The sequence below is a fragment of the Streptomyces sp. NPDC020983 genome (assembly GCF_044333485.1).
In the GTDB taxonomy this organism is placed as follows: domain Bacteria; phylum Actinomycetota; class Actinomycetes; order Streptomycetales; family Streptomycetaceae; genus Actinacidiphila.
The window spans coordinates 78,431-105,233 of record NZ_JBIRRA010000020.1 but is presented as its reverse complement, the minus strand read 5'-3'; the positions used below and the strand labels follow the sequence as shown (position 1 = coordinate 105,233).

Sequence of the window (26,803 nt, the reverse complement as noted above, 5' to 3'; positions counted from 1 at the left end):
GCCGTGCCCGGCCCCCTGACCGCGCGCCTCGCCCCCGCACTGGAGGCGCTCACCACGCTGCCGCCCGGTGCGCCCTGCGCCATCCCCGACGTGACCGCGCGCGACGTGTGGGACGCGGTGCCCGAGGCCGTACGCGGCGACGTCCTCGACCGCGCCGCCGCCGAACTGGCCCGCCCCGCACCGCCGCTGCTCGCCTCCGACTGGGCCAGGACCTTCCGCGACGGCGAGCGCGGCAGCTACGAGGGGCGGGTCCGCGCGCTGCGGGAGCGGGTGACCCTGCTGGTGCTGGCCGCCGTGCTCACCGGCGAGGTGGCCGCCGCCGACGAGCCCGCCGGATGCCCGCACCTGGACGCCGCCGCGGACGGACTGGTCGCCCTCGCCGAGGCGAGCACCTGGTGCTGGGCCCCGCACGACCGCCGCACCGCCGGGCGCGGCGAGCTGCTGCCCGACCCGGACGACCCCTTCCTCGACCTGGGCGCGGCCGAGGTGGCCGCACTCTTCGCGTGGGCGGACCGCGCGCTCGGCCCGCACCTCGACGCACGGCTGCCCGGCCTGCGCCGCCGGCTGCGCCGCGAGGTGGACGTGCGGGTGCTCACCCCGTACGAGCGCGTACGCGACTGGCACTGGATCGGCGCGGACGGCACCGCCAACAACTGGAACCCGTGGATCACCCAGGCCGTCGTCGCCTGCGCGCTGCTGCTGTGCGGCGACGGCGCCCGGCGCGCCCGGCTCGTCGTCCGGGCCGTCCGCGACCTCGACCACTACCTCGCCGTACTGCCCGACGACGGCGGTGTCGACGAGGGCATCGCCTACTGGTTCGCGGGCGCCGGCCGCGTGCTGGAGCTGCTGGACCAGCTCGCCGACGCCGGCGGCCCCGCGCTCGACGCCCGCGACCTGCCCGTGCTGGCCGAACTGCTGCGCTACCCGCAGCGCATGCACCTGGGCGGCGACCACTACGTCAACGTCGGCGACGCGCCCGCCCGGCTGGGGGGCGGGCGGCCCTGGCAGGTGGTCCACCGCTGGGGCGCCCTGCTCGGGCAGCCGGAGACCGCCGCGCACGCGGTGGCCGCGGCCCGCGGGGCGGGCCCGGTCGCGGACGCCGGGGGCCTCGGCCGGTCGCTGGCCGCCCTCGCGGACGGGGCGTGGTGCCGGGCCGTCACCGGACCGCCGCCCTCCCGGCCGCAGGCCCCGTGGCTGGCCCGCGAGAGCTGGCTGCCGCGGCTGCAGATCCTGGTGGCGCGGGAGGCGGCGGGCAGCACCCGCGGGCTCACGCTCGCGGTGAAGGCCGGGCACAACGGCGAGCACCACAACCACCTGGACGTCGGCTCGTACTGGGTCGCGGTGGACGGCCGGCCGCTCGTCGTGGACGCCGGCCGGCCCGCGTACACCGCGCGGACCTTCGGCCCCGACCGCTACGCGGCCTGGCCCTTCCGCAGCTCCTGGCACAACGTGCCCGAGCCCGGGGCCGGGCAGGAGCCCGGCCCCGCGTACGGGGCGCGCGCGGTGGACGTCGTGCTCGGCGGGCCGGTCAGCGTGCTGCGCGCCGAGCTGGGCGGCGCCTACCCGCCGGGGACGGTGGCCCGCTGGGCGCGGGAGGTGCGGCTGGAGCGCGCCGCGGGGGGCGGGGCGGGCGCCGCGGTGGTCGTCGAGGACCGCTGGGAGGGGCGGCGGGGCGGGCCGGTGCTGCTGCGCCACGTGCTGGCCGGGCGCGTCGCGTCGGGCCCGGGGTGGGCGACCGTGACGGCGGCCGGGGGTGCCGGGCTGCGCATGGAGTGGGACGCGTCCGCCGCGGAGGCGGACGTCGAGGTGCGCGAGCTGGACGACGCGCTGCTGCGGCAGAGCTGGGGCGGGCGGCTCACCCGGCTGACGCTGACGGCCGCGGAGCCCGCCGACTCCGGGCGGATCACCGTGCGTTGGAGCCGCTCGCACTGAACGCAAGGGCTTCGCGCACGGCTCTTGAACATGCGCGGCGGCACACCTAGCATCATTAATCGATAGACGATAATTCTTGGAGGTGAACGGTACGTGACACCCCTGGGACAGCGGACCGTCACCCCGCGGCCCGCCACGGCCCGGTTACGGCAGGCGGTCCTCCCCCCGTCGCGGTGACCCCGCACCAGCCGCCACCGCCCCGCACCCCGGCAGGGCGGTGGCCGCACGGGAGCCGTCGAGCAAGCGGTTTCCGCGAGCGGCTCGGGCCGACGACGCAACCCCACCCACGCAGTCGGGTCGACCTGGGCCGTCTGTGTTCACGACTACGCAACGGAGCGTGTCCCGAATGAGAAAGACCTGGCGCCGCACCTGCGCTCTTGCCGCGGCCCCCCTGGTAATGGCATCGGCCGCGGCGTGCGGCGGCGACGACTCCGGGAGTTCCGCCGGGGGCGGCAGCACGACCCTGCGTGTCATCGTCAACATCACGCCGAATCTGACCGAGCAGTACTGGAACACCCTCTTCGACCGGTACGAGAAGGCGCACCCGGGCACCACGGTCAAGCTGGAGCTGACGGGGACGATCTCCGCGAACGCCAAGCTCACACAGGACCTGGCCGCGGGCGACCCGCCGGACGTCGCGCAGCAGATCACCCCGACCGAGGACACGGTGGACCTCTTCGCCGACCTCACCGACCAGGCCTGGACGGCGAAGACCCCGCTGGCCGACCAGTACGCGATCGACGGCAAGCGCTATCTGGTGGGTGTGGGCGAGCAGATCCAGTCGCTCGTCTTCTACAACAAGGAAGCCTTCACCAAGGCCGGCCTCGACGCCGCGAGCATCAGGACGATGGCGCAGTTCACCGACGCCATGGGCAAGCTCAAGGCCGCCGGGTACACCCCGCTCCAGACGGCCGGCCAGTGGGTGACGGGCGGCCAGTTCTCGATGATGGCCGACGCCGGCGTCATGACCGCCGACCCGGACTGGACGCTCAAGCGCAAGGACGGCAAGGTCTCCTTCGCCGACAGCGGCTACGCCTCCTACCTCCAGGCCTACAAGGACTGGATCGACAAGGGCTACCTCAAGAAGAGCGCGCTCGGCCTGACGTACGCGGACGGCCAGACGGACTTCCTGAACGGCAAGTCGGCGATGTACATCATGGGCTCCTTCTTCGTGCCCTCCGCCGACCAGGCCAAGAAGAGCGACGGCATCGGCGTCTTCACGATGCCGACCGACGGCGCCTACCCCTCGGGCCAGTTCGGCAACATCGCCGACCCGTACGTCGTCGTCAGCCGCTCCAAGCACCGGGCCGCGGCCATCGACTTCGTGAAGTGGCTGGTCACGGATCCGGAGGCGGTCAAGAGCCAGCTCGCCGCGGACGGCAACCTGCGGCAGGGCTTCAGCTACCCGATGTCGAGCCTGGGCACCCAGGTCCAGCAGATCCTGGACAAGGCGCCCTCGGTGATCGTCAAGGCCGGCCCGCGCCAGCCGATCGCGGGCTACAGCGACCAGCTCAACACGACGGTCCAGTCGCTGTTCTCGGGCACGTCCGCGAAGAGCGCGGCGTCCGGATTGGACAAGTGGTGGAACTCGCAGAGCTGACACGGCGGGGGCCGCGCGCCGGCGCGGCCCCCGGCCCGGCGGCCCGTCCCGCGCCGGGCCGCCGGGCCGTCCGGATCCGGGAGGGCGCGGTCGCGCTGGCCATGGTGGGCCCGGCGGTGGCGCTGTACACGGTGCTGACGGTCGTGCCCGTCGGCGTCGCCGTCTACCTGAGCCTGACCGACTGGAACGGCTTCTCGTCCGTCGACTTCATCGGCCTGGACAACTACCGGCACCTCTTCGACGACCCCAGCTCCACCGACTCGTGGTACGTGACGGCGCTCATCGCCGTCCTCGGCACGGTCTTCGAGGTGGGACTCGGCCTGGTGTACGCGCTGATCCTCAAGGGGCGCTCGCGCAGCAACTCGTTCTTCCGGGCCGTGGCGTACTTCCCGCACGTCATCAGCGCGCTGGTGCTCGGCTACCTGTGGGCGGCGATCCTCGGCACCAACGGCGCCGTCAACAACACCCTCGCCAAGTTCGGCGCCGGCCCGGTGGGCTTCCTCTTCGACGAGAACATGGCGCTCTACTCGCTGATCGGCGTCATCGTGTGGGCCGGCTTCGGCTTCAACGTGGTGCTGTTCGTGGCGGCGCTGCAGACCGTGCCGGCCGAGCTGCTGGAGGCCGCCGCGATCGACGGCGCCAGCAGGCGGCAGACGAACCTCAAGGTCGTCATCCCGATGATCGCGCCGGTGGTGACCATCGCGACGGTGCTGAACCTCGTCGGGCTGATCCGCGCCTACGACATCATCGTGAGCCTCACCGGCGGCGGTCCCGCCGGTTCCACGCAGACCTTCTCGTACCTCATCCTGGCCCGCTCCTTCGAGGGCACCAAGGTCGGCTACGCCACCGCGCAGGCGGTGTTCCTGATGGTCGTGTCCGCCGTCCTGGCACTCGCGGTGACCGCACTGCGCAACCGCCAGGACCGAGCAGCGACGAGCTAGACGAGTGAGGAGGCGGTGATGGCCGTAACGGCGGCGGAGCCCCAGAAGAAGACGAAGACCCCGGCCGCCACGGGAGGCGGCAGGGTGCCCGGGAAGCGGCGGGAGACGGGCGGGCCGGTGCGCCTGCTGCTGCTCGGCGTGCTGTTCGTGGTCATGGTCGTGCCGATGTACCTGCTGCTGGTCAACAGCTTCAAGTCGCAGGAGGACATCTCCGGCAACCCGTTCTCGCTGGTACCGGGCCGGCTGACGTTCGCGCACCTGTCGGCCGCGATCCACAGCCCGCAGTACAACGTCATCGGCGGCTACGGCTTCACGTTCTTCCTCGTCGTGGCCGTCGACGTGCTGTGCATCGCGCTCGCGGGCCCGGCGGCGTACGTGATCGCGCGCAGCATGAAGCGGCGCACCCAGCTGGTGATGCTGTACTTCCTGGCGGGGACGTTCATCCCCGGCGCGGCGGTCATCATCCCGGTGATCTACGTGCTGCGCGACCTGGGCCTCGCGAACACCGTGACCGGCCTGGTCGCGCACGACGTGGCCTCCACCCTGCCGGTGAGCATCTTCCTGTTCACCGGCTTCATCCGGACGATCCCGGTCGACATCGACCACGCGGCGACCATCGACGGAGCCGGCCGCTACCGGACGTTCTGGACGATCGTCTTCCCGCTGATGCGCCCGGCGGTGGTGACGGTGCTGATCCTCAACTCCATCGGCATCTGGAACGACTTCATCAGCCCGCAGATCCTGCTGAGCCCGTCCTCCGGGCACTACACCGTGACGACGGCGATCTACGCCGGCATCAGCCAGTACTCCACGGACCTCACGAAGGTCTTCCCGAACCTGCTGCTGGCCGTGGCGCCCGTCGTCATCTTCTTCATCTACATGCAGCGCCACATCATCAGCGGTCTCACCGTCGGCGCGGTCAAGGGATGACCCCGCGCCGACGGTCCTCATTTCCCCTGGTCAGGAGAGAGGAAACGTGAAATGCCCAGCATGCTGAAAAGATCGCGGGCCCGCACCGGGCGGGGGCTGCTGACCGCGGCCACCGCCGCCGTCGCGGTCCTGTCCGTGGTCGCGGCCGCGCCCCCCGGGAGCGCCCACAAGTACAAGCACCGGGCCGACGTGGCCCGGACGTTCTACGTGTCGCCGGCCGGCAAGGACGCCTTCGACGGGCTCACCACCGGCCAGCCCTTCCAGCACATACAGAAGTGCGCGGACGTGATGGTCGCGGGCGACACCTGCGAGATCATGTCCGGCACCTACCCGGAGACCGTCGTCCCGGCGCACTCGGGCAGCCAGGGCCTGCCGATCACCTACCGGGCCGCCCCGGGGGCGGAGGTGACGATCAGCGGCGCCTCGCCCGTCACCGGCTGGTCGCAGGTGACCGGCGCCGACGTCACGGCGATCGGCGCGAGCGACCCCTACGCACCGGACTCGCCGTTCAGCGACGCGGTGGCCGCGGGGCACGTGTGGAGCACCGGCGTCGACCTGGGCGACGACCCGGGCACGGTGCAGGTCTTCACGGACAAGGCCATGGACATCGAGGCCCAGTGGCCCTACCCGGGCCTTGACCTGCTCGACCCGGCGATCGAGCACGCCGGTCCGGGCAGCGCGGACGCCACGATCGCGGACGCCTCCCTGACCCGGCCCGCGGGCTACTGGGACGGCGCCCGCGCGCTGACCGGCTACTGGTACGTGTCGGCCACGACCACCGTCGCGTCCTCGGCGCCCGGTTCGGTGACGCTGGCGGCGGCGCCCCCGTGCGTGCACAAGGTCGTCCCGACCGACACGCGCTACTCCCTCTCCGGCAAGATCGGCGAACTCGCCAACCCCGGGGAGTGGTTCTACGACGCGGCCGCGCACAGGCTGTACGTCTACAGCACCGACAGCCCGGCGCTGCACACCGTCGAGGCCAAGCGGCGGCAGCTGGCCTTCGACCTCACGGACGCCTCGTACACCTCGGTCGTCGGCCTCGGCCTCTTCGCCGCGACGATCACCATGGGCCCGTCCAGCACCCACAACACCCTGGACACGCTCACGGGCACCTACCTGTCGCACTACAGCGACATCACCCGGGGCGCCACCGACTGCGGCTCCAGCGTGACGCGCGGCGTCTCCGACACCGGCATCGTGGTCAACGGGACGTACAACACGGTCGTGGGCAGCGACCTGTCGCTGAGCGCGGGCAACGGCATCGCGCTGGCCGGGCAGAACAACACGGCCACCGACAACATCATCCACGACGTGGACTACCTGGGCACCTACGCGGCGGGCATCGCCGTCATGGGCAACTCCCAGACGGTCATGAACAACACGATCTACCGTGTCGGCCGCAGCGGCATCAACCTCCAGTGGGGGACGACCACGGGCCTGACGCCGGGCCCGGACCGGATCGCGTACAACGACATCTCGCAGTACGCCCGGCTCAGCCTGGACACCGCGGCGGTCTACACGTGCTGCGGCGCGGACATGATGGGCACCTCCGTCGACCACAACCTCCTGCACGACGGGACGCCGACGCCGGGGGTCACCTCCTTCGCGGTGGCCGGTGTCTACGCCGACAACGGGCAGAGCGACCTGGTGATCGCGAACAACGTGGGCTGGAACAACCTCCAGGGCACGGTCATGCTCAACGGCCTGGGGACGGGCTCGCACAACAACGGTGTCTACAACAACACCGGCGGGATGACGCTCTTCTACGTCAAGGGCGCGGACCAGTCGACGGGCACGAAGATCTACAACAACATCGGCCGGATCGTGGGCTCCGACGGGGCCACGGACGGCGGCCTGGTGATGTCCGCCAACCTGGACCCGGCCGTCGACCCGCTGTTCGTGGACGCCGCGCACCACGACTACCGGCTCACCGAGGCGTCGCCCGCCCGCAACGCGGCGATCCCGCTGCCGGGCGTCAACGACGGCTCGACGGACGCCGTCCCGAGCCTGGGCGCCTACCAGTACGGGGCGCCGAAGTGGACGGCCGGCGCGCGCCGGTGACCCTGCGGCCGAACGCCGCGTGCCCGGACCGGATCCCCGGTCCGGGCACGCGGCGCGCGCCGCGGCCGCCGTACGGGCGTCAGCCCTGCTTCTTCGCCGCCTTCTCGGCCGGCTTCCTCGCCGCCCGCGCGTCGGGGACGGGACCGCGGCCCGCGGCGTGGTCGGCGAAGGCCTCGGCGGCCTGCTCGGCGTCGCCGGAGCGCAGCAGGCTCACCAGGCGGCCGTGCTCGTCGGCCATCGCGTGCCAGTCGCCCTGGAACAGCGGGTCGGCGATGGCCCGGAGGGTGCGCAGGGAGGGCTCGATGACCTCCCACATGCGCTCCAGGAACGGATTGCCCGCGCTCTGGCTGATGAGGGTGTGGAATTCGATGTCGGCGTCGCGGAAGCGGCTGACGTCGTTGGTGGCGACGGCGTCGTGCATGTGCTCGACGAGGTGGTCGAGCATCTCCAGCTGCTCCTCGGTGATGTTCTCGGTCGCGAGCCGGGCGGCGAGCCGCTCCAGCGGTTCGCGGACCTGGCGGGCGTACTCGGCGTCCTGGGAGGAGATCTCGACGACGAAGTGGCCGCGGCGCGGGATGTGCATGAGCAGGCCCTCGCGGGCGAGCTGCTTGACCGCCTCGCGCACCGGCGCCTGGCTCACCCCCAGGCGGCGGGCGATCTCCGACTCGACCACCCGGTCGTTGGGGCCGAGCTCGCCCTCGACGATCGATTGGCGCAGGAGGCCGTAGACCTGGTCCGAGATCAGCGTCTTACGGAACCGGTCCTTGTTGGTGGCCAGCGTGGAGACGAACTCCGCCGACGGGTTCGATGCCATGACTCCCAATCCTGCCGTGGGGGGGTGGTCCCCCCCATGATACGCACTTTTATCGTCTATCGATAGCTGACCGGGCCCATTCGGACATCCCGCACCCCGTCACCGCCCCCGCAGCCGGTAGACGCGGACGGCCGAGGTGTCCGTCACCTTGCGCCGCTCCGCCGCCGGCAGCGCGGCGATCCCCGACCCCGCGACCGCCAGCGAGCGCGCACGGCTTCCGCGCGGCAGGCAGATCGGCCAGTCGGAGCCGATGAGGCACCGGTCCGGGCCGAAGGTGCCCACCACCTCCCGCACCAGCGCCGCGACCCGGTCGTCCGGGACGCCGTGCTGCTGGGTGAGCAGACCGGAGATTTTCATGTTCACGTTCGGCAGTCTGGCGGCAGTCTCCATGTCCCTGCGCCAGCTTTCCGGGTTTTCCCGGAGGTTCGGCGGGTTGCCGAGGTGGTCGACGACGACGGTGAGGGCGGGATGGCGGGCGGCGGCCTCGGCCGCGGCGCGCAGCGCGCCGCCGTACAGGTTGAGTTCGAGCGCGGTGCCGGTCTCCGCGAGCACGGGCACCAGGGCACGGGCGGCCCGCGGGGTGTCCGCCCACTCCGCGCCGCCCAGGCGCATGCCGTTCGGGCGGGTGTCGCCCCACTCCTCCAGCAGCGCGGCGAAACGGGCGGGGCCCGCGTCGCCGTGGACGTGGAGGTTGCCGACGTATCCGGCGATGACATCGGGTCTTTGCCGCCGCAGCTCGCGCAGCCGCGCGGTCTCCCCCGCGTCGCCGCGGGAGGCCTCGACCAGAACCGTACCGGTGACGCCCGTGCCCTCGCCGGCCGCCGCGAGGTCGTCGGCGGTGAAGGCGCGGTGGTGCGGCGAACCGGGCCGTATCCAGGGGAAACCCTCACCCGGGTCCCACAGGTGGGCATGGCAGTCGATCACGGCGGACTCCCCCTTCCCGGGCTGCCGCGCACCTGTCCCCAGGGTGTGGACGGCTCTTGACACGGCTGTCGGCACCCTGAAGGCTAGCAATCGGCTATCGATGGGCGATAAAGAAGGGTCGGGTGTGCTCCCGATGCTCGGGGTGGAACGAAGCGACGACAGGCCCGCGGTGAGAGGGGCAGCCCGATGACGCCCACCGGGACGGCCGCGGGGTCAGGACCCGCGGGCCCCGCCACGCCGGGGCCGGAAATGACGGCCACCCGGCGCTTCTCCGAGGCACCGCGGTGGGCCGCGCTGGAGCGCGAGCTGTTCGCCCGCCAGGACGCGGCCTGGCGCGTCTTCGCCGACCGCTACACCGAGGGCGACGGCCGCCTCGTCTTCCGCGACGCGCTCGGCCAGGGCCTGGACGACCGGGACGGCGTGGACGACTTCTACGAGCCGTTCTTCAACTGGCCGACCCTCTACCTGCTCGGCGGCAGCACCGACCTGCTCGCCGCGGCCCGCCGGCACTGGCGCGGGGTGACGCGGCAGCTCACCGAGATGGGCCTGGTCGTGGACGGCATGGAGCGCGGCTACGACTGGTTCCACCAGGGCGAGGGCATGCTGCTCTTCTACGGCCTGTGCCTGGCCGACCCCGGCGACGCCGAACTGCGCGGCCTGGCCACCCGCTTCGCCGACCTCTACCTGCCCGGCGGCCCCAACTACGACCCGGCGCACCGCGTCATCACCGCCCCGCACAACGGCTCGGGCGGCCCCCGCCCCGGATTCAGCGACCACGACACGTACTTCCCGTGGAGCCAGGCCCTGCGCCCGTACGGCCTCCCGCTCGACTGGGGCACCGGCGTCACCTCCTTCGACGAGCTGGCCGGCGACCCCGGGCGGGCGCGGGCGTACGGGCAGGTCATGTGGCAGCGGATGGGCCGCGGCGACACGTTGGTCAACCTCGCCTCCACCACGCTCGCCACCAACGCGTGGCTGCTCGGCGGCGAGCAGCGCCACGCCGACTGGGTCGCGGAGTACACCGGCGCCTGGCGCGAACGGCTCGCCGGGCACGAGGTGCTGCCCGACAACGCCGGGCTCGGCGGTGCGGTCGGCGAGTACCTGGAAGGCCGCTGGTACGGCGGCCACTACGGCTGGTCCTGGCCGCACGGGCTGTCGTCCGTCGCCTCGGCCGCGATCGTCGGCGCCGTCAACGCGAGCCTGGTGACCGGCGACCAGGGCTTCCTGGACCTCGCCCGCAACCCGCTGGACGCGGTGCTCGCGCGCGCCGAGCAGCGCACGGCCGACCGGATGGGCACCCTCGGCCGGCGGTGGCGCCCGCACCTGGCCACCATCCCGGGGATGCCGACGCTGATGGTGCCGCAGCGGCACAACGACTCCGGCTGGTTCGACTGGACCGTCATGCCGACGCAGCTCCCCCTCGCCCTGTGGCACTTCAGCCGGGACGAGGCCGACGCCGAACGCGTGGAGCGGCTGCGCGCGGGCTCGCGGTGGGACTGGACGCAGGTGCACCTCCAGCGCACCAAGGACGAGTGCGGCCACGAGGAGCCGTGGCACGAATTCCTGCACGGCCGCAACGACGGCTTCCCCGAGCGCATGCTCGCCGGCGCGCTCGACGTGTGCGCCGAGCGGCTCGCGGCGATCGAGGCCGACACCACCGACCCGGCCACCGGGCCCGACGCCCTGGGCATCCACCACTGGCAGAACCTGAACCCGGTCGTCACCGAGGCCCTGCTCCAGCTCACCACCGGCTCCCCGCAGGTCCTCTACAACGGCGGCCTGGCGCAGCTGCACGTCCGCTACCACGACGCCGCCGCGCGGCGGCCCGGCCTGCCCCCGGACGTGGCGGCGCTGGTCCGCGACATCCGCCCCGAGCACACGGTGGTGGAGCTGGTGAACCTCGGCCCGGCCCCGCGCACGGTCCTCGTCCAGGCGGGCTCGTTCGCCGAGCACGTCCTGCACACCGTGCGCGCCGACGACGGCGCCCCGCAGCCGGTCGAGGGCCGCTACTGCACGGTCGCGCTGCCCGGCGGGACGCGCGTACGGCTGACACTGACGATGACGCTGCGCGGCGCGCAGCCCGCCCGGCACACCCCGTGGGAGGCCCCCCGATGACCTTCGCCCCGCAGGGCCGGACGCCCTCCCGGCTGCCCTTCGCGCTGCCCCCGCTGGGGATCGGCACCGCACCGCTCGGCGGTCTCTTCGAGGAGGTCACCGAACAGGACGCGGCCGCCACGCTCCGGGCCGCCGCCCGCGCCGGCGTCCGCTACTTCGACACCGCCCCGCGCTACGGGCACGGCCAGGCCGAGGAGCGGCTGGGCCGCCTCCTGGAGCCGGCCGGGATCACCGATCCGGTGATCTCGACGAAGACCGGCTGGCTGCTGCGTCCGCGCGCGGACGGCTCCGGCACCGACGTCGTCACCGACTGGACCGAGCGCGGCATCCGCGCCTCCCTCGAATCCAGCCTGGAGCGGCTCGGCCGCTCGTCCGTCGACATCCTCTACCTGCACGACGCCGACGACTACGCCGACGAGGTGCGGGCGACGGCCTACGAGGCGGTGCGGCGGCTGCGGGACGAGGGCCTGGTCCGGGCGATCGGCTTCGGGATGAACCACAGCGCGCCGCTCGCCGCGTACGTCGCGGCGTACGAGGTGGACGTCGTGCTGATCGCGGGCCGCTTCTCGCTGCTGGACCACGACGCGATGGGCACGCTGCTGCCGCTGTGCGCGGAGCGCGGCACCGCGGTGGTGGTGGGCGGCGTCTTCAACACCGGCCTGCTCGCGGACCCTTCGGACGGCGCGATGTTCCACTACCGTCCCGTCCCGGCGGTGGCGCTGGCGCGGGCCCGGCGCTGCCAGGAGCTGTGCGCGGAGTACGACGTGCCGCTCCCGGCGGCGGCGGTGCAGTTCCCGTTCCTGCACCCGGCCGTCACGTCGGTCGTGCTCGGCTGCCGGTCGGCGGCCGAGGTGACGGCGAACGCGGCGGCGGCCCGGCTGCCGGTCCCCGCGGAGCTGTGGGCGCGGCTGGCGGCGGAGGGGTTCGTGCCGGAGGAGCTGCTGGGGGCGGCCGGCTGAGCCGGCGCCCGGGGTGCGCTACCGTCTACCAGGATGTGCAACCGCCTTGCACATCCTGGATGACGGATAGCGGGTACGGTCCCGCGGCCGGACGGGAGGACCATGGCAGCCGAATCCGGCGCGGGCACGCAGGCCGTCGAGCGCGCGCTGTCGCTGCTGACCTGCTTCACCGACGAGCACAGCGAGCTGCGCGTCAGCGAGCTGTGCGAGCGGACGGGCCTCGGGCAGTCCACCGTCTCCCGGATGATGTCGACGCTCGACCGCCTCGGCTTCGTCGTGCCCGACGCCCGCACCGGCCTCTACCGCCTGGGCCCGGCAGCCGTGACCCTCGGCTCGGTGGCCCTCAACAGCTCGCCCCTCTACCGCGCCGGCCGCCCGGTGGCCCAGGGCCTCGCCCAGGCCACCGGCCTCGGCGTCAACCTCGCGGAATTCCGCGACGACCGCCTCTTCTACCTCTGCAACTTCGAGGGCGCCCGCTCCGCCAAGTCCTTCACCATGGCCGGCCGCGCCGCGCCGCTGCACGCCACCGGCATGGGCAAGGCCGTCCTCGCCGCCCAGCCCGCCGCATACGTCCGCACCTACTTCGCCGCGGGCCCCGCCCACGCCTACACCCCCCGCACGCTCACCACCCCCGCCGCGATGGAGCCCGCCCTCGCCGAGATCCGCAGCCGCGGCTACGCCACCGAGGTCGAGGAACTCGCCTTCGGCCGCGCGTGCGTGGCCGCCCCCATCCGCACCCGCGGCGGCGCGGTCGCGGCCGCCCTCTCCCTGAGCGGCCCCCTCTCCGACCTCGACCTCCCCAGGCGTCAGCAGGAGCTGGCGCTGACGGTGATCGAGGCCGCCGACGAGCTGTCCGTCGCCCTCGGCTACACCGTGCCCCTGGCGCCCCCGCCGCGGAAGTGACCGCACCGGCGCGGTCCGGGGGCGCGAGCACCGAGCGCGGCCCGGCCGCGCACGCGGCCGCGAGCCTCGGCCGCCCGCGGCGGGCACCGGTGGCCGCGGAGGCGCCGCCGGTGCGGCCGGAACCCGGACCACGGACGCGGACCGCGCGTCGTGCCGGGCCGGCCGGCGCCGCCGCGCCGCGGGCTCCGGGCCGTCTCCGGCCGCCGGTGCGCGGCTCAGCCCGCCGCCGGGTCGGGGGTGTCGTCGTAGAGCCTCGCGCGCAGGTCGGGGCGGAGGAAAGCGGCGGGGGAGGCGATGGACAGGCCGCCGTCGACGGGGAGGACGACTCCGGTGACGAAGGGGGCGGAGGAGAGGAAGAGGACGGCGCCGGCGACGTCGGCGGGGGTGCCGACGCGGCCGAGGGGGTAGCCCTCGGTGACGTGCGGGAGGTGGTCGCTGCCGATCATGGCGGGGGCCACGGCGTTGGCGCGGACGCCGCGCGGGCCGTAGTCGAGGGCGAGCTGGCGGATCAGGCCCTCCACGCCGGACTTGGCCGCCGAGTAGCCGGGGAGCCAGGGGGCGGCGAGGGTGGCGTTGACGGAGCTGACGGCGACGATGCTGCCGCCGCGGGGCAGCACGGGGAGGGCGGCGCGGGCCGGGAAGTAGGCGGCGTGCAGGGTGCTGCCGATCGCGCGGTGCCAGTCGTCCGGGCTCGCCCGGTGGGCCGGGGCGGGCGCCATGGCGGCGGCCGCGAGCACCAGGACGTCGATGCCGCCGAGCCGCTCCACCGTACGGGCCACGGCCTCGTCCGCGCCCTGCGCCGTACCGGCGTCGAGGGTGAGGTCGGCGGTGAGGGCGGGGTGGGCGGCGCCGCCGACCGAGACGCCCATGACGCGGTCGCCCGCGGCGGCGAAGGCCTCGGTGATCGCGTGGCCGATGGGCGAGGTGCTGCCGACCAGCAGCACGGCGCGGCTCATGCGGGCACCGTCGTGGCGATGGGCAGCTCGGTGAGGATCTCGTCCAGCGCCCTCGCCGTCAGCGGGTCCAGTTCCTGCGCGGGCAGCCGCACCGCGGCGGACGCGATGACGCCGCGCCTGCGCAGCACCTCCTTGTGCACCGCCCACGCCTGCCCGGGCCGCATGCCGATCTGGATGAGCGGCAGCAGCCGCCCGAACGCCTCCCGGGCCTGCGCCCGGCGTCCCGCCGCCAGGTCGTCCAGGACGCCCCGCAGCAGGTCGGCGAATTCGCACGCGGGCATCGTGCCGACGGCGCCGTTGTCGTACTCCTCGATGACGGCCACGGCGTTCTGCCCGCCGAGCACGGCGAAGGACCCGGGGACGGCGGCGGTCACCGCCGCGACCTTCAGCGGTGTCGGGGGCGCCTCGACCTTCACCGACGTGACGCCGGGCGCCTGCGCGGCGAGTGCCGCGACGGCCGCCGGGTCGATCGCGACGCCCGTGGCGCCGGGCGCGTCCTGGACCATGACGGGCGCCTCGCCGCTCGCCGCCACCTCGGCGTAGAAGTCGATCGTCTGCTGCCGGCTGGGCTTGGCGAGGAAGGGCGGCAGCACCATGAGCTGGGAGGCGCCGCCCGCCGCCGCCTGCCGGGCCTGCTCGACGGCCAGGACGGTGCTGGTGCCGTTGACGCCCGCGACGACGGGGAGGTCCGGGCCCGCGACGTCCCGGACCTCGCGCAGGATCGTGGCCCGCTCGCCGGCCGTCAGCGCGAAGCCCTCACTCGCCATGCCGAAGACGGCGAGGCCGTCGACGCCGCAGCCGAGCTGGAACTCGACGAGGGAGCGCAGGGAGGGGACGTCGAGGCGGCCGTCGCCGGTGAAGGGCGTGGCGAGGATGGGGATCAGGCCGGTGGGCGTGTCGTTGCGGGGCATGGTCAGCTCTCCTTCGCCAGGGCTTCTACGGTGTCGCGGTCGACCTCGACGCCCAGGCCCGGGCCCTCCGGCAGCGTGAAGCCGGCCGGCCCGGCGTCCAGGGGCTCACGCAGGATGCGCTGGGCGTAGGGCACGGTCGTGGGCTGGAACTCGAAGAAGGGGCTGTCGCGCACGGCCGCCGACACGTGCAGGCCCGCGGCCGTCGCCACGCCGAGCCCCACCGAGTGGTGGCAGGCGACGGGCACGTGGTGGGCCTCGGCGAGCGCCGCGATCGTCATCGCCTCGGTGATGCCGGTACGGGCGACGTCCGGCTGCGCCAGGCCGAGCGCGCGGCGGGCGAGCCAGTCGCGGAATTCGTAGCGGTTGCGCAGGGACTCGCCCACCGCGACCGGGGTGGTGATGCGCGAGGCCAGGTCGCGGTGCCCCTCGGTGTCCTCCGGGGCGAGCGGCGCCTCGAAGAACAGGGCCCGGCGGCGGTCGAGTCCGCGTCCCAGCTCCAGGGCTTCGGCCAGGCCGTACGCCCAGTGCGCGTCCACCGCGATCCGCACGCCGGGGGCGGCCGCGGCCACCGCGTCGTACGTCGCGAGATCGGCCTCCACCCCTTTTCCGGCGGCGAGCTTGACGGTCGTCGCCCCCTTCGCCGCCCACTCGGCGGCGAGCCGCGCCCGGCCCTCGTCGGTGGGTTCGGGCAGGCCGGAGACGTACACCGGGATGTGCGTGCGGTAGGCGCCGCCGAGCAGCCGGGCGACGGGGAGGCCCGCGATCCTTCCGGCCAGGTCCCACAGGGCGGTGTCGAGGGCGGCGAGCGCGTCCGCCTGGTGGCCCACGAGGTGGCCGCGCTCGCGCATGAGGTCGCGCATGCCGTCCCACAGCGGGCGTACGGCACGCGGGTCGCGGCCCAGCAGCCAGGGGCCGAGCATGCGGTCGACGACGGCCGCGACCACCTCGGGCCCGACCGGCGCCAGCGCCTCGCCCCAGCCCTCCGCGCCCTCGTCGGTCACGACACGGACGAGCAGGGTCTCCATGCGGGCGGAGTAGAGGCTGCGCCAGGGGGGCCGGACGAAGTAGCCGTCCTCGGGGCGGGGGGCGGTGCCGTCGTCGAGCCTGCCGAGGTAGGCCGACTCCGCCGGCTGCTTGATGACGTAGGTCGTCACCTGGGTGATCCGCACGCGGGCTCTCTCTCCTCGGAACGGGGATCTTCGCCTTGCTTGGTGCATGTCGTTTGCGCATTCTGGATGCTCCATCCACACTAGCGGATGCCCTCCCCCCGATCCCGCCGCCCCTCACCCCGGAGGTCCCGTGAACGTGCTGGAAGAGCTGACCCGGCGCCGGCTGCTCGCCGTCGTCCGCGCGGACGGGCCCGGGCGCGCGCTGGCCTGCGTCCGCGCGCTGGCCGGCGCCGGTGTCACGGCACTTGAGGTCTCGCTGACGACGCCGGGCGCGCTGGAGGCCGTCGCGCGGGCGCGGGCCGAGCTCCCCGGCACGGTGCTGATCGGGGCCGGGACCGTCCGCACCGCCGCGGACGCGGACGCCGCCGCCGGGGCCGGGGCGGACTTCGTCGTCACCCCGGCGCTCACCCCCGGTGCGCTGCGCAGCGTCGCCAACGGGGTGCCGCTGCTGTGCGGGGCCCTGACACCCACGGAGGTCGCGACCGCGCTCGACCTCGGGGCGACCGCGGTCAAGGTCTTCCCCGCCGGCCTCCACGGCCCCGGCTACCTGCGGGCGCTGCTCGCACCGCTGCCGGACGCGCCGCTCGTGGCGGTGGGCGGCATCGGCGCGGACACCGCGGCCGCGTACCTGGCCGCGGGCGCACGGGCGGTGGGCGTCGGCGCGCCGCTGCTCGGCGACGCGGGGACGGGCGGCTCGCCCGCCGCCCTGGCCGCGCGGGCGGCCGAGCTGCTGGATGCGGTGTCCGCACCCGGGCGGGCGGCCGGGCCCGGCCCCGCACCCGGCGGGCGGCCGCACGAGGCCGCACCGGCGGAGGGCGGGCCCCGGCGGGACCCGCGCGACCGGCCGGGCGCACCCGCGCCCGCACCGGCGGACGGCGGCTCCGGGGCCGTACCCGGCGGGAGCCCGCACGCGCCCGTACCGCACGACCGGCCCACCGCGTGACCCACCGCCCGGCAGGAGCAGCCCCCGTGACCGAAGTCCTCACCTTCGGCGAGGCCATGGCCTCCCTCCGCACGCCCGGGCCGCTGCGGCTCGGCGGGGCGGCGCAGCTGTCGGTCGCGGGCTCGGAGAGCAACGTGGCCATCGGCCTGGCCCGCCTCGGCCACGACGTCGCCTGGGCCGGGGTGGTGGGCGACGACGAACCCGGCGCCCTCGTCCGCCGGACGCTGCGCGCGGAGGGCGTCGGCACCCGCTTCGTCCGCACCGCCGCGGGCGCCTTCACCGGCTTCGTCGCCTTCGACCGGCCCGCGTACGACATCACCCGCGTCAGCTACCACCGCGCCGGTTCGGCCGGCTCCACCCTCACCGCGGACGAGTGCGTCGCCGCGCTGACCGCCGCCGCACCCGCGCTGCTGCACCTCACCGGCATCACCCCCGCCCTCTCCCCCACCGCCCGGGAGGCCACCCTGACCGCCGCCCGCACCGCCCGGGCGGCGGGCGTACGTGTCACGTTCGACGTGAACCACCGCGCACGCCTGTGGTCCCGCGCCCAGGCGGAGCCGGTGCTGCGCGAGCTGATCGCCTCCGTCGACACCGTCTTCGCCTCCGAGGACGAACTCCCCCTGCTCTCCCCGTCCGCCGACCCCGCCGCCGACCTCCTCGCCCGCGGTGTCGCGGAGGTCGTCGTCACCGCGGGTGCCGCGGGCGCCCGTTGCCACACCCCGGACGGCACCGTCTCCCGGCCCGCCCTCCCCGTCACGGTGGTGGACAGCGTCGGCGCGGGCGACGCCTTCGTCTCCGGCTACCTCTCCGCCGTCCTCGACGCCCTCCCCCCGCAGGACCGCCTCACCCGCGCCACGGCGTCGGGCGCCTTCTGCGTGGGCGGCCGCGGCGACTGGGAGTCGCTCCCCACCCGCGACGACCTGGCGCTCCTCGCCCGGGGACCGGGGCACGCGGCGCGGTGACCCCTACCGGACGGGGCCGGGCAGGGCGGATCGGTGTCGGCACGCCAAGGCCCGCGGCCCCCGCCGTGCCGGAACGCCGCGGCCGGATCAGGGCGTTCGGGATGACGGGGTGCCCCGTGTGTGCTGGGCTGGGGTGGTGAGGGCCCACCGGCCCGGGGATGTCGCTCGGTGTCGCGGGAGGGGAGCTGTGGGAGAGAAGCGTGGGCGTGGCAGGTCACGGCCCTCGGTGAGCGCGGGTGACGGCGGGACGGCCGTGGGCGGGGACATGGACGTCAGCGCGTCGGGGGGCGCGCTGGCGGCGGGCCGAATCGAGGGCGACGTCCACTTCCACGCGCCGCCGCGTCAGCCGGTGCGGCTGCCGCATCAGGTGGGTGTGGTGCCGTCCCGGGCGCAGTCGTTCCAGGCCCGTGCGGAGGCTGGGCGGTTGCGCGAGGCGGCCGGCGGCGGGGAGGCGGTCCTGTGCCAGGTGCTGACGGGGATGGGCGGGGTCGGCAAGACCCAGCTCGCGGCGGACTTCGCGCACCGGGAATGGGACGAGCGGCGGGTGGAGGTGCTGGTGTGGGTGGCCGCGGTCTCCCGCAGCGCGGTCCTGGCCGCGTACGCGCAGGCCGCGGAGGAGTTGTGCGGGGCCGACCCCTTCGACCCGGAACGGGCGGCGGCGGTGTTCCTGGCGTGGCTGCGCGCGAAGCCGCACCGGTGGCTGGTGGTCCTCGACGACGTCGCCGACCCCGGGGACCTGAGGGACCTGTGGCCGCCGGACAGCCCGGTCGGCCGCATCCTGGTCACGACCCGGCGCAGGGACGCGGCACTGACCGGCAGGGGCCGCCGCATCGACGTCGGCCTGTTCTCCACCCGGGAGGCCGCCGCCTACCTGTCCGGTGTGCTGGATACGCACGGCCGCACCGAGCCGGACGAGCAGCTCGCCGCCCTCGCGGACGACCTGGGGTGCCTGCCGCTGGCGCTGTCGCAGGCCGCGGCGTACCTCGTCGACCAGGCCCTCGGCGTCGGCGAGTACCGGGCGCGGCTCGCCGACCGCACCCGCGCGCTCGACCAGGCCCTGCCTGCACCCGGCGTCCTTCCCGACGACCAGCGCGCACCGGTCGCTGCCACCTGGTCGCTGTCGGTGGAGCTCGCCGACCGCCAGGATCCGCGCGGCATCGCCCGCCCCCTGCTCGAACTGGCCGCCCTCCTGGACCCCCACGGCATCCCCGCCGCGGTGCTGACCTCCCTGCCCGCCCGCGTGTGGTGCGTCGTCGGCCGCAGGCGGAACACCCGGTGGTGGCGCCGCAGGGGAGACACGGCGTCAGTGGTGACCGGTGAGCGGATCCATGAGGCGCTGCGGGTCCTTCATCGCCTGAGCCTGATCGACCACGCCCCCGGCACCCCGCACCAGGCCGTCCGCGTCCACGCCCTGATCCAGCGCACCACCGCCGACACCCTCACCCCCGACCGACTCGCCGCCTGCGCCCGCGCGGCCGCCGACGCGCTGCTGCCCGCCTGGCCCGAGATCGAGCGGGACACCGACCTCGCCCGGGCCCTGCGCGCCAACGCAGCCGTCCTGGCCGACCGCGCCGAACCCTCCGGGTGCCTCTACCGGCCCGACGCCCACGCCGTGCTCTTCCGCGCCGGCCGCAGCCTGGGCGAAGCCGGCCAGGCCGCCGACGCCCGCGACCACTTCCGGCATCTGGCCGCCACCGCCGCCGCCCGCCTCGGCCCCGACCACCCCGACACCCTGACCAGCCGCCACAACCTCGCCTCCCTGCGGGGGCACGCGGGGGACGCGGCAGGGGCAGCGGCAGCCTTCGCCGAACTGCTCCAGGACAGGCTGCGGGTACTCGGCCCCGACCGCCCCGACCATCCCGACATCCTGGCCAGCCGCCACAACCTCGCCTTCTGGCGCGGTCAGGCAGGGGACGCGGCAGGCGCGGCGGCGGCCTTCGCCGAACTGCTGAACGACCAGTCCCGGGTGCTGGGCGCCGACCACCCCCACACGCTGACCACCCGCGGAAACCTCGCCTACTGGCGGGGCGTGGCGGGGGACGCGGCGGGGGCGGCGGCGGCCTTCGCCGAACTGCTCCAGGACCGCCTGCGGGTACTCGGCCCCGACCATCCCGGCACCCTCGCCACCCGCGGCAACCTCGCCCGGTGGCGGGGGGAGGCCGGGGACGCGGCGGGCGCCGCAGCGGCCTCGGCGGAACTGCTCCAGGACCAATTGCGGGTGCTCGGCCCCGACCACCCCGACACCCTCTCCACCCGCGGCAACCTCGCCTACTGCCGGGGTACCGCGGGGGACACGGCGGGCGCCGCGGCAACCTTCGCCGAACTGCTCCAGGACAGGCTGCGCGTGCTGGGCCCCGACCACCCCGACACCCTCGCCACCCGCCACAACCTCGCCTACTGGCGGGGACAGGCGGGCGACGGCGCGGCGTTCGCCGAACTGCTGGAGGACCTGCTGCGGGTACTGGGCCCCGACCACCCCCACACCCTGACCACCCGCCACAACCTCGCTCACATGCGGGGGCGGGCGGGGGACGCGGCCGGGGCGGCGGCGGCCTTCGCCGAACTGCTCCAGGACCGCCTGCGGGTGCTCGGCCCCGACCATCCCGGCACCCTCTCCACCCGCGGAAACCTCGCCCGGTGGCGGGGGGAGGCCGGGGACGCGGCCGGTGCCGCAGCCGCGTTCGCGGAGCTGCTGGAAAACAGGCTGCGCGTGCTGGGCCCCGACCACCCCGACACCCTCACCGCCCGCCACAACCTCGCCTACTGGCGGGGACAGGCGGGCGCCACGGGCAACACGGGCTGATGCCGCCCGCGGGTCCCGGTGGGAACCAGGGACCCGCGGGGAAGCAGTCGCCCCGCATCAACGGCCCTGTCGCTGTACGGTTTCGGGTGTCCGGTTGGAGCTCTTCCAGCGCGGCGGCCGCGAACCCGGTATGCAGGAAGTGGCGCACCCGGAGGACGAGAACGCCCTCGCCGGCAACCCCGGCACCACCGCCTCGCGCAACGAGTCCCGCGGGCACGCCATCGCCGGGCGCTTCTGCTCCGGCCCGCGGAGGCGCTCACCGGCGGATCCCTCCGCGGCAGGCTGGTGCGGGAAGGCGTCAGGTGAGGGTCTCGCCGCCGTCGAGGGTGAGGATCTGGCCGGTCATGTAGTTGTTGGCCATCAGGAAGAGGGCCGCGGACGCGGCTTCCTCGGCGGTGCCGAAGCGGCCGAGGGGGTGGGTGGCGCCGGCGGTGGTGACGGCTTCGGGGGAGTCCATGCCGGGGAAGGTGCGCCAGAGGGGGGTGTCGATGCGGCCGAAGCGGACGGCGTTGACGCGGCGCCGGGTGGGGGCGAGTTCGACGGCGAGGGCCCTGGTGAGGGTTTCGACGGCACCGGCGGCGGAGAGGGGGGCGGTCATGCCGGGGGCCGGGCGGGTCACGAGGATGCCCGAGCTGTAGGTGAGGGAGCCGCCCGCGGGGAGGCGGGCCGCGGCCAGGCGGGCCACGGCGAAGGCGGACTGGAGGCGGGAGTCGAGGGTGGCGCGGATGCCGTCAGGGGTGAGGGCGGCCAGCGGGCCGGCGCCCGTGACGCCGCCCGCGGTGACGAGGACGTGGCCGACCTCGCCCGCCCGGTCGAAGGCCTCGGTGAGCACCCGCTCGTCCCCGCCGTCCCCCGGGACCTCCACGACGGGGTCCTCCGCCGGGTGCGGGGCCGGGCCCGGAACGGCCCGTAGGCGGTCCGCGGCCGCCCGCAGCCGTTCGGGGTCGCGGGCGACCAGCACCACCCGCGCCCCGACCGTGCGCAGCAGGACGCCCGCCGCCAGCCCGATGCCCGAACTGCCGCCGACGAGCACGGCGGTCGTGCCCGCGAGGGCACTGGGCAGCGGTGTCCGCACCGGCACGGGCGCGGGGGCGTCGTCGGGCGCGGTGGAGGGAGCGGGGACGAAGGCAGTGGTGGGAGTGCTCACGGGCGAGCCTTTCGGAAAAGAATAAACCATCCGGTTGTTTTACTGCCCTGCCGATACTGCCCTCCCCGGCGGCACCGAGTCAACCGGATGGTTTAATCCGTTCATGGCCTATGACGCGGAAGACACCAGACGACGGATCTTCGCCGCCGCCGCCGCGGAGTTCGCCGAGCACGGCCTCGCCGGGGCGCGGGTCAACCGGATCGCCGCGGCCGCGCGCGCCAACAAGCAGGCCATCTACCTCTACTACGGCAGCAAGGAGGAGCTGTTCGCCGCCGTCCTGCGGGCCAAGCTGGAGGAGGTACGGCTCTCCCTCGCACTCGACCCGGACGCGGTCGCGGAATCCGTCGGGCAGCTCTTCGACTGGTACCACGAGCACCCCGAGCTGATCCGGCTGCTGCTCTGGGAGGCCCTGGAGGGGCCGGACGAGGAGGAGGGCGGGCGGCGGGAGGCCTTCCGGGAGAAGGTGCACCAGCTGGCGGGCGGCGCCGCGGACGACGAGCGGCTGCGCCCCGTCCAGGACCTGCTGTTCACCCTCATGGGACTCGTCGCCTGGAATTTCGCCGTGCCCCGGATGTGCCGCATGGTGCTGGACGAGGAGACCGACCGGGCCGCCCTCGCCCGGCGCCGCGAGACGGTCGTCGCGACCGCCCGCGTCCTCGCGGCCACCGCGGCCTGAGCGGGGTTCAGGGCCTGACCATCGCGTCCTGCTCCACCAGCGGGGTGCCGGCGTGCCAGTCCAGCGGCTTGCCGAAGCGGACCAGCTCGCCGTACAGCTCCGGGTCGGCGCCCTCGGCGAGGACGAGGGCGAGGACGGCCTCGGCGGCGGCCGCGGGCGTCTGGGCGTGGCTGTAGTCGCTGAACCAGGGGCGGGAGGTGGCGGTGTCGACCATACCGGGGCACACCGAGGCGATCAGCGTGCCGGCGGCGAGGTCGCGCTCGCGCCGCTCGGCGGCGACCGCGCGGACGGCCGCGACCTGGGCGACCTTCGAGGGGACGTTCAGCCACACCGGCCAGCCCGCCTCCCGCGCCGTCCCGTCGTGGATGGCGGTGCGCCAGGACTCCACGGCGTATTCGACCTGCTCCAGCGTCGCGCCGTCGAAGAGGTGGTGCAGCCGCGGTTCGAGGTGGCCGAGGGTGCCGAGGCTGCTGGCGACCACGAGCAGCCGGCCGCCCGGGCGCAGGACGGCGCCGAAGGAGCGCAGGACGGCGTGGGTGGCGGTGTTGGAGACGTCGATGACCTCGTCCGCCCGCTCGGCCTGCGAGTCCTCGGGCAGCATGCGGGTGACGGCGTTGGAGATGACGATGTCGACGCCGCCGTGCGCGGCCCGCAGCTCCTCGGCGAGCCGGGCGATGGCCTCGGCGTCGCTGACGTCCAGGACCCGGCCCTCGACGCGGGCGCGGCTGCCGGGCAGCGCGCCGACCTCGGCGGCCGCCGTCCCGACGCGGGTGCGGTCGCGGCCGGTGAGGAGGACGAGGTCGCCGGGTTCCAGACGGGCGGCGAGCCCTTCGGCGAGCGCGCGGCCGAGTCCCTGGTTGGCGCCCGTGACGAGGGCGATGCGTGAAGTGCTCATGCCTCCACGCTAGGAACGCACGTTCCATGAGTCCAACGATTCTTCGGCACGGTTAGTATGCGTGATCGTCATGGACTTCAGGGATGTGTCACTCACCGCGCTGCGCGTCCTGCGGGCCGTCGCCGAGCAGGGGACCTTCACGGCGGCCGGGGCCGCGCTCGGCTACACGCAGTCGGCGGTGTCCCGTCAGATCGCCGCGATCGAACGGGCCGCGGGCGCCGAGCTGCTGGAACGGCGGCGCGACGGCGTACGGCTCACGGCCGCCGGACGGGTCGTCATGCGCCGCGCCACGACCGTCCTCGACGAGATCGACGCGGCCGCGCGCGAGCTGTCGGGGCTGGACGAGCAGGCCGCGACCGTACGGCTGGGGTGGTACCCGAGCGCGGGGGCCGCGCTGGTGCCGCGCGCGCTCGCCGCCCTGCGCCGCACCGACCCGGGCCTGCGCGTACTGGGCCGGGAGGGCGCCAGCACGCCGGCGCTGGTCCGCGCGCTGCGCGCGGGCAGCCTGGACCTCGCGGTGCTCGCCTCGGCGCCGCCCTTCCGGCCGCCGGACGCGGAGTCGCCGCCGCTGGTGCTGCGGACGCTCGCCGAGCGGGCCCTGTGCCTGGCCGTGCCCGCCGCCCACCCGCTGGCCCGCGGTGACTTCGTCGACGTCGCCGACCTGCGCGGGCAGCGCTGGATCGCCGGGTCCTCGGCGGGCGAGGACCACCTGATGGGCGTGTGGCCCGGCCTGGACGAGCGGCCCGACATCGCGCACGTCGCCCGCGACTGGCTCGCCAAGCTCCAACTCGTCGCCGCCGGCTGCGGCCTGACCACCGTGCCGGCCGCGCTCGCCGCCGCCGCGCCGCCGGGCGTGCGCGTCCTGCCCGTGCGCGGCGGCCCGCAGGAGCAGCGCCGGCTGCTGCTGGCCCGGCTGCCGCACCCGCCGCCGAGCGACGCGGTGCTCCGCGTGGGAGCCGCGCTGCGGGCCGCGGCCGTGGAGGGCGGCGACCGGCAGCCGCCGGGGAGCACGTCCTGACACCCGCCTGGCGGCGGGGGCCGCGCTGCCGGTACGGACCCGCGCCCGCGCCAGGCCGCCCCCGCACGGGGGAGCGCACCGCCAGTACGGACCCGCGCCCGCGCCAGACCGCCGGGGAGCACGTCCTGACGCCCGCCTGGCGCCGGGGGCCGCACTGCCGGTACGGACCCGCGCCCGCGCCAGGCCGCCCCCGCACGGGGGAGCGCACCGCCGGTACGGACCCGCGCCGCACCAGGCCGCCGGGGAGCACGTCCTGACACCCGCCTACGCCGGGGGCCGCACCGCCGGTACGGACCCGCGCCCGCGCCAGGCCGCCGGGGAGCACGTCCTGACACCCGCCCGCGGCGGGGGCCCCACCGGTGCGAGGCCGCGGCACGGCGTCGGGGCGGCGCGGTGAGGGCCCGCGTACGGCGTCCGGAGCGGCGACACTGGCCCCATGGCCGAGATCAGACGCAGCGCGGGCCTGCTCCTCTTCCGCCGTACGCCCACCGGGCCGGAGGTGCTGCTCGGGCACATGGGCGGCCCCTTCTGGGCCCGCAGGGACGCCGGGGCGTGGAGCGTGCCGAAGGGCGAGTACGCCGGGGACGAGCCGCCCTGGGACGCCGCCCGGCGTGAATTCCGGGAGGAGCTGGGGCTGCCCGCCCCGGAGGGCGAGCCGCTGCCGCTCGGCGAGGTGGTGCAGTCGGGCGGCAAGCACGTGACGGTGTGGGCGGTGGAGGGCGACCTCGACCCGGCGGACGTGGTGCCCGGCACCTTCACGATGGAGTGGCCGCGCGGTTCCGGCCGCACGGCGGCGTTCCCCGAGCTGGACCGGGTGGCGTGGTTCGCCCTGGACCCCGCCCGCGCGCTCGTGGTCAAGGCCCAGGCGGCCTTCCTGGACCGGCTGGCGGACCTGCTCTGACGGCCGGTCAGTCCGCAGGCGCGCCCGCGCCGCCCGCCCGCGCAGGTGGCGGCGGCGCCGTACCCGTCGCGGCCGGTGACCGGCGGGACGCGACGCCGGGGGAGGTGGCCGCGGGCTGGAGGCTGCCGCCCTGCCGTGTGCCGGGGCCGGTCGCGGGCTGCGGGAGCACCGGCGCAGGCCGCCGGCCGTCAGACGCTGATCGCGAGCTTGCCCTGCACGCCGCCCGCCGCCAGCAGGGCGTGCGCATCGGAGAGCTTTTCCAGCGGGAAGGCCTGCTGCACGTGCACCTTCAGCCGCCCCGCCTCCACCAGTGCGGTCAGCTCCGCCAGCCCCGCCGCGTCCGGCTCGACCCCGACCGCCGCGAAGCGCACCCCGGCGGCGGCCGCCAGCTGCGGCAGCGTCGTGCTGAGCCGCTCCACCGCGGTGACCAGCAGCCCGCCGGGCCGCAGCACCCCGAACGAGCGCTCGGCGTTGCCGCCGCCCAGCGTCTCCAGCACCACGTCGACGGGCTCGTCCCGCAGCACCTGTGCGTAGTCCTCGGTGCGGTAGTCGATGAGCCGGTCGGCGCCGAGCCCGCGCAGGAAGGCGTGCTTGCCCGCGCTCGCCGTGCCGACGACCTCGGCGCCCAGGTGCTTGGCGATCTGCACAGCCACATGCCCGAGCCCGCCGCCCGCGCCGTGGACCAGGACCCGCTGCCCGGGCTGTACCTGCGCGATCTCGGCCAGCGCGTGCCACGCGGTCAGGCCCACCAGCGGCAGTGCCGCGGCCTCCTCGTGGCTGATCCCCGCGGGCTTGCGGGCGAGCTGGCGCGCGGGGGCGACGACGTACTCGGCGTTCGCGCCCGCGGCGGCCGGGAAGTACGGCAGTCCGTAGACCTCGTCGCCGACGGCGAAGCGGTGCACGCCCGGATCGGCCTCCTCGACGACCCCCGAGACGTCCCAGCCCAGGACGAACGGCGGCTCGCCGAGCAGCGGGAAGGCGCCGGAACGGACGAACAGCTCCACCGGGTTGACGCTGGTCGCCCGCACCCGGACCAGCACCTGCGTGGGACCGGGAACGGGCCGCGGGGCGTCGCCGGTGAGCTCCAGCACCTCGGGGCCGCCGAAGGTCTTCTGGGTGATCGCGCGCATGGTCGTGCACTCCTGTCGGATGGTTCGGCAATCCCCCGCCGGGGTCCCGCGGGGTCGTCCCCATCCTCGGCAGGGCCGGTACCCGTTGAACAGAAGGCACTTGAAAGGTATAT

22 protein-coding genes are annotated in these 26,803 nt (G+C 75.1%); 14 read left to right on the top strand and 8 right to left on the bottom strand.

Annotated features, from left to right (window positions below):
• Positions 1 to 3: 3 nt before the first annotated feature.
• The 5 genes from ACH4SE_RS33480 (at position 4) to ACH4SE_RS33460 (ending at position 7,464) form a co-directional block, all read left to right on the top strand.
• The gene (locus tag ACH4SE_RS33480) at positions 4 to 1,932 is read left to right on the top strand and encodes a heparinase (protein WP_398547323.1); all 1,929 of its coding nucleotides are present in this window, start codon (positions 4 to 6) and stop codon (positions 1,930 to 1,932) included.
• A gap of 346 nt (positions 1,933 to 2,278) precedes the next feature.
• Positions 2,279 to 3,532, top strand: a complete 1,254-nt coding sequence (locus ACH4SE_RS33475) for an ABC transporter substrate-binding protein (protein WP_398547322.1) — start codon at positions 2,279 to 2,281, stop codon at positions 3,530 to 3,532.
• A complete protein-coding gene (locus tag ACH4SE_RS33470; RefSeq protein ID WP_398547321.1) occupies positions 3,511 to 4,473 on the top strand; it encodes a carbohydrate ABC transporter permease in 963 nt (320 codons plus the stop codon). The genes ACH4SE_RS33475 and ACH4SE_RS33470 overlap by 22 nt, the downstream gene beginning before the upstream one ends.
• A gap of 18 nt (positions 4,474 to 4,491) precedes the next feature.
• On the top strand, positions 4,492 to 5,403 hold the full coding sequence (locus ACH4SE_RS33465) for a carbohydrate ABC transporter permease (protein WP_398547320.1): 912 nt from the start codon (positions 4,492 to 4,494) through the stop codon (positions 5,401 to 5,403).
• A gap of 60 nt (positions 5,404 to 5,463) precedes the next feature.
• Complete coding sequence (locus ACH4SE_RS33460) at positions 5,464 to 7,464, top strand: right-handed parallel beta-helix repeat-containing protein (protein WP_398547319.1); 2,001 nt, start codon at positions 5,464 to 5,466, stop codon at positions 7,462 to 7,464.
• Between the two features lie 79 nt (positions 7,465 to 7,543).
• Here the strand turns inward: ACH4SE_RS33460 and ACH4SE_RS33455 are convergent, their stop codons facing one another.
• Together ACH4SE_RS33455 and ACH4SE_RS33450 are read right to left on the bottom strand one after the other, a co-directional pair.
• Positions 7,544 to 8,278: a GntR family transcriptional regulator gene (locus ACH4SE_RS33455; RefSeq protein ID WP_398547318.1), complete on the bottom strand. Its 735-nt coding sequence runs from the start codon at positions 8,276 to 8,278 to the stop codon at positions 7,544 to 7,546.
• 99 nt (positions 8,279 to 8,377) lie between these two features.
• Complete coding sequence (locus ACH4SE_RS33450) at positions 8,378 to 9,202, bottom strand: amidohydrolase family protein (protein WP_398547317.1); 825 nt, start codon at positions 9,200 to 9,202, stop codon at positions 8,378 to 8,380.
• Positions 9,203 to 9,451: 249 nt separating this feature from the next.
• Between ACH4SE_RS33450 and ACH4SE_RS33445 the strand changes: the two genes are divergently transcribed.
• From ACH4SE_RS33445 to ACH4SE_RS33435, 3 genes are all read left to right on the top strand, one after another.
• Positions 9,452 to 11,317: a hypothetical protein gene (locus tag ACH4SE_RS33445; protein ID WP_398547316.1), complete on the top strand. Its 1,866-nt coding sequence runs from the start codon at positions 9,452 to 9,454 to the stop codon at positions 11,315 to 11,317.
• Positions 11,314 to 12,276 (top strand): aldo/keto reductase, encoded by a 963-nt coding sequence (locus ACH4SE_RS33440; RefSeq protein WP_398547315.1) that lies wholly within the window; start codon positions 11,314 to 11,316, stop codon positions 12,274 to 12,276. The genes ACH4SE_RS33445 and ACH4SE_RS33440 overlap by 4 nt, the downstream gene beginning before the upstream one ends.
• A gap of 102 nt (positions 12,277 to 12,378) precedes the next feature.
• Positions 12,379 to 13,179 (top strand): IclR family transcriptional regulator, encoded by an 801-nt coding sequence (locus ACH4SE_RS33435; protein WP_398547314.1) that lies wholly within the window; start codon positions 12,379 to 12,381, stop codon positions 13,177 to 13,179.
• 215 nt (positions 13,180 to 13,394) lie between these two features.
• On the opposite strand, the gene ACH4SE_RS33430 is transcribed toward ACH4SE_RS33435, so the two are convergent.
• From ACH4SE_RS33430 to ACH4SE_RS33420, 3 genes are read right to left on the bottom strand one after another with little or no spacing between them, the layout of a single operon-like run.
• Entirely contained in the window at positions 13,395 to 14,135 is a 741-nt protein-coding gene (locus ACH4SE_RS33430) for an SDR family NAD(P)-dependent oxidoreductase (protein WP_398547313.1), read from the bottom strand.
• Positions 14,132 to 15,046 (bottom strand): dihydrodipicolinate synthase family protein, encoded by a 915-nt coding sequence (locus ACH4SE_RS33425; protein ID WP_398547312.1) that lies wholly within the window; start codon positions 15,044 to 15,046, stop codon positions 14,132 to 14,134. Before ACH4SE_RS33425 ends, ACH4SE_RS33430 begins: the two co-directional genes overlap by 4 nt.
• Before the next feature lie 2 nt (positions 15,047 to 15,048).
• Positions 15,049 to 16,215, bottom strand: a complete 1,167-nt coding sequence (locus ACH4SE_RS33420; protein WP_398547311.1) for a mandelate racemase/muconate lactonizing enzyme family protein — start codon at positions 16,213 to 16,215, stop codon at positions 15,049 to 15,051.
• 130 nt (positions 16,216 to 16,345) lie between these two features.
• On the opposite strand from ACH4SE_RS33420, the gene ACH4SE_RS33415 reads away from it, so the two are divergent.
• The 3 genes from ACH4SE_RS33415 to fxsT all read left to right on the top strand — a co-directional run bounded on the left by ACH4SE_RS33415 (position 16,346) and on the right by fxsT (position 20,923).
• A complete protein-coding gene (locus ACH4SE_RS33415) occupies positions 16,346 to 17,158 on the top strand; it encodes a bifunctional 4-hydroxy-2-oxoglutarate aldolase/2-dehydro-3-deoxy-phosphogluconate aldolase (RefSeq protein WP_398547310.1) in 813 nt (270 codons plus the stop codon).
• Between the two features lie 26 nt (positions 17,159 to 17,184).
• Complete coding sequence (locus ACH4SE_RS33410) at positions 17,185 to 18,120, top strand: sugar kinase (RefSeq protein WP_398547309.1); 936 nt, start codon at positions 17,185 to 17,187, stop codon at positions 18,118 to 18,120.
• A 373-nt stretch (positions 18,121 to 18,493) separates the two neighbouring features.
• Entirely contained in the window at positions 18,494 to 20,923 is a 2,430-nt protein-coding gene (gene fxsT / locus ACH4SE_RS33405) for an FxSxx-COOH system tetratricopeptide repeat protein (protein ID WP_398547332.1), read from the top strand.
• Between the two features lie 298 nt (positions 20,924 to 21,221).
• Here fxsT and ACH4SE_RS33400 read toward each other — a convergent pair whose 3' ends face one another.
• Positions 21,222 to 22,070: an SDR family NAD(P)-dependent oxidoreductase gene (locus ACH4SE_RS33400; RefSeq protein WP_398547308.1), complete on the bottom strand. Its 849-nt coding sequence runs from the start codon at positions 22,068 to 22,070 to the stop codon at positions 21,222 to 21,224.
• Positions 22,071 to 22,173: 103 nt separating this feature from the next.
• Between ACH4SE_RS33400 and ACH4SE_RS33395 the strand changes: the two genes are divergently transcribed.
• Complete coding sequence (locus ACH4SE_RS33395; RefSeq protein WP_398547307.1) at positions 22,174 to 22,746, top strand: TetR family transcriptional regulator; 573 nt, start codon at positions 22,174 to 22,176, stop codon at positions 22,744 to 22,746.
• Between the two features lie 7 nt (positions 22,747 to 22,753).
• Here ACH4SE_RS33395 and ACH4SE_RS33390 read toward each other — a convergent pair whose 3' ends face one another.
• Positions 22,754 to 23,641, bottom strand: coding sequence for an SDR family NAD(P)-dependent oxidoreductase (locus tag ACH4SE_RS33390; protein WP_398547306.1), 888 nt, complete (start codon positions 23,639 to 23,641; stop codon positions 22,754 to 22,756).
• 70 nt (positions 23,642 to 23,711) lie between these two features.
• Between ACH4SE_RS33390 and ACH4SE_RS33385 the strand changes: the two genes are divergently transcribed.
• Both ACH4SE_RS33385 and ACH4SE_RS33380 read left to right on the top strand, forming a co-directional pair.
• Positions 23,712 to 24,659 carry a LysR family transcriptional regulator gene (locus tag ACH4SE_RS33385; protein WP_398547305.1) on the top strand — a complete coding sequence of 316 codons (948 nt, stop codon included), beginning with the start codon at positions 23,712 to 23,714 and terminating at the stop codon, positions 24,657 to 24,659.
• A gap of 436 nt (positions 24,660 to 25,095) precedes the next feature.
• On the top strand, positions 25,096 to 25,560 hold the full coding sequence (locus tag ACH4SE_RS33380) for an NUDIX domain-containing protein (RefSeq protein WP_398547304.1): 465 nt from the start codon (positions 25,096 to 25,098) through the stop codon (positions 25,558 to 25,560).
• A 188-nt stretch (positions 25,561 to 25,748) separates the two neighbouring features.
• Here the strand turns inward: ACH4SE_RS33380 and ACH4SE_RS33375 are convergent, their stop codons facing one another.
• Positions 25,749 to 26,690 (bottom strand): NADP-dependent oxidoreductase, encoded by a 942-nt coding sequence (locus ACH4SE_RS33375; protein WP_398547303.1) that lies wholly within the window; start codon positions 26,688 to 26,690, stop codon positions 25,749 to 25,751.
• Positions 26,691 to 26,803 lie beyond the last annotated feature (113 nt).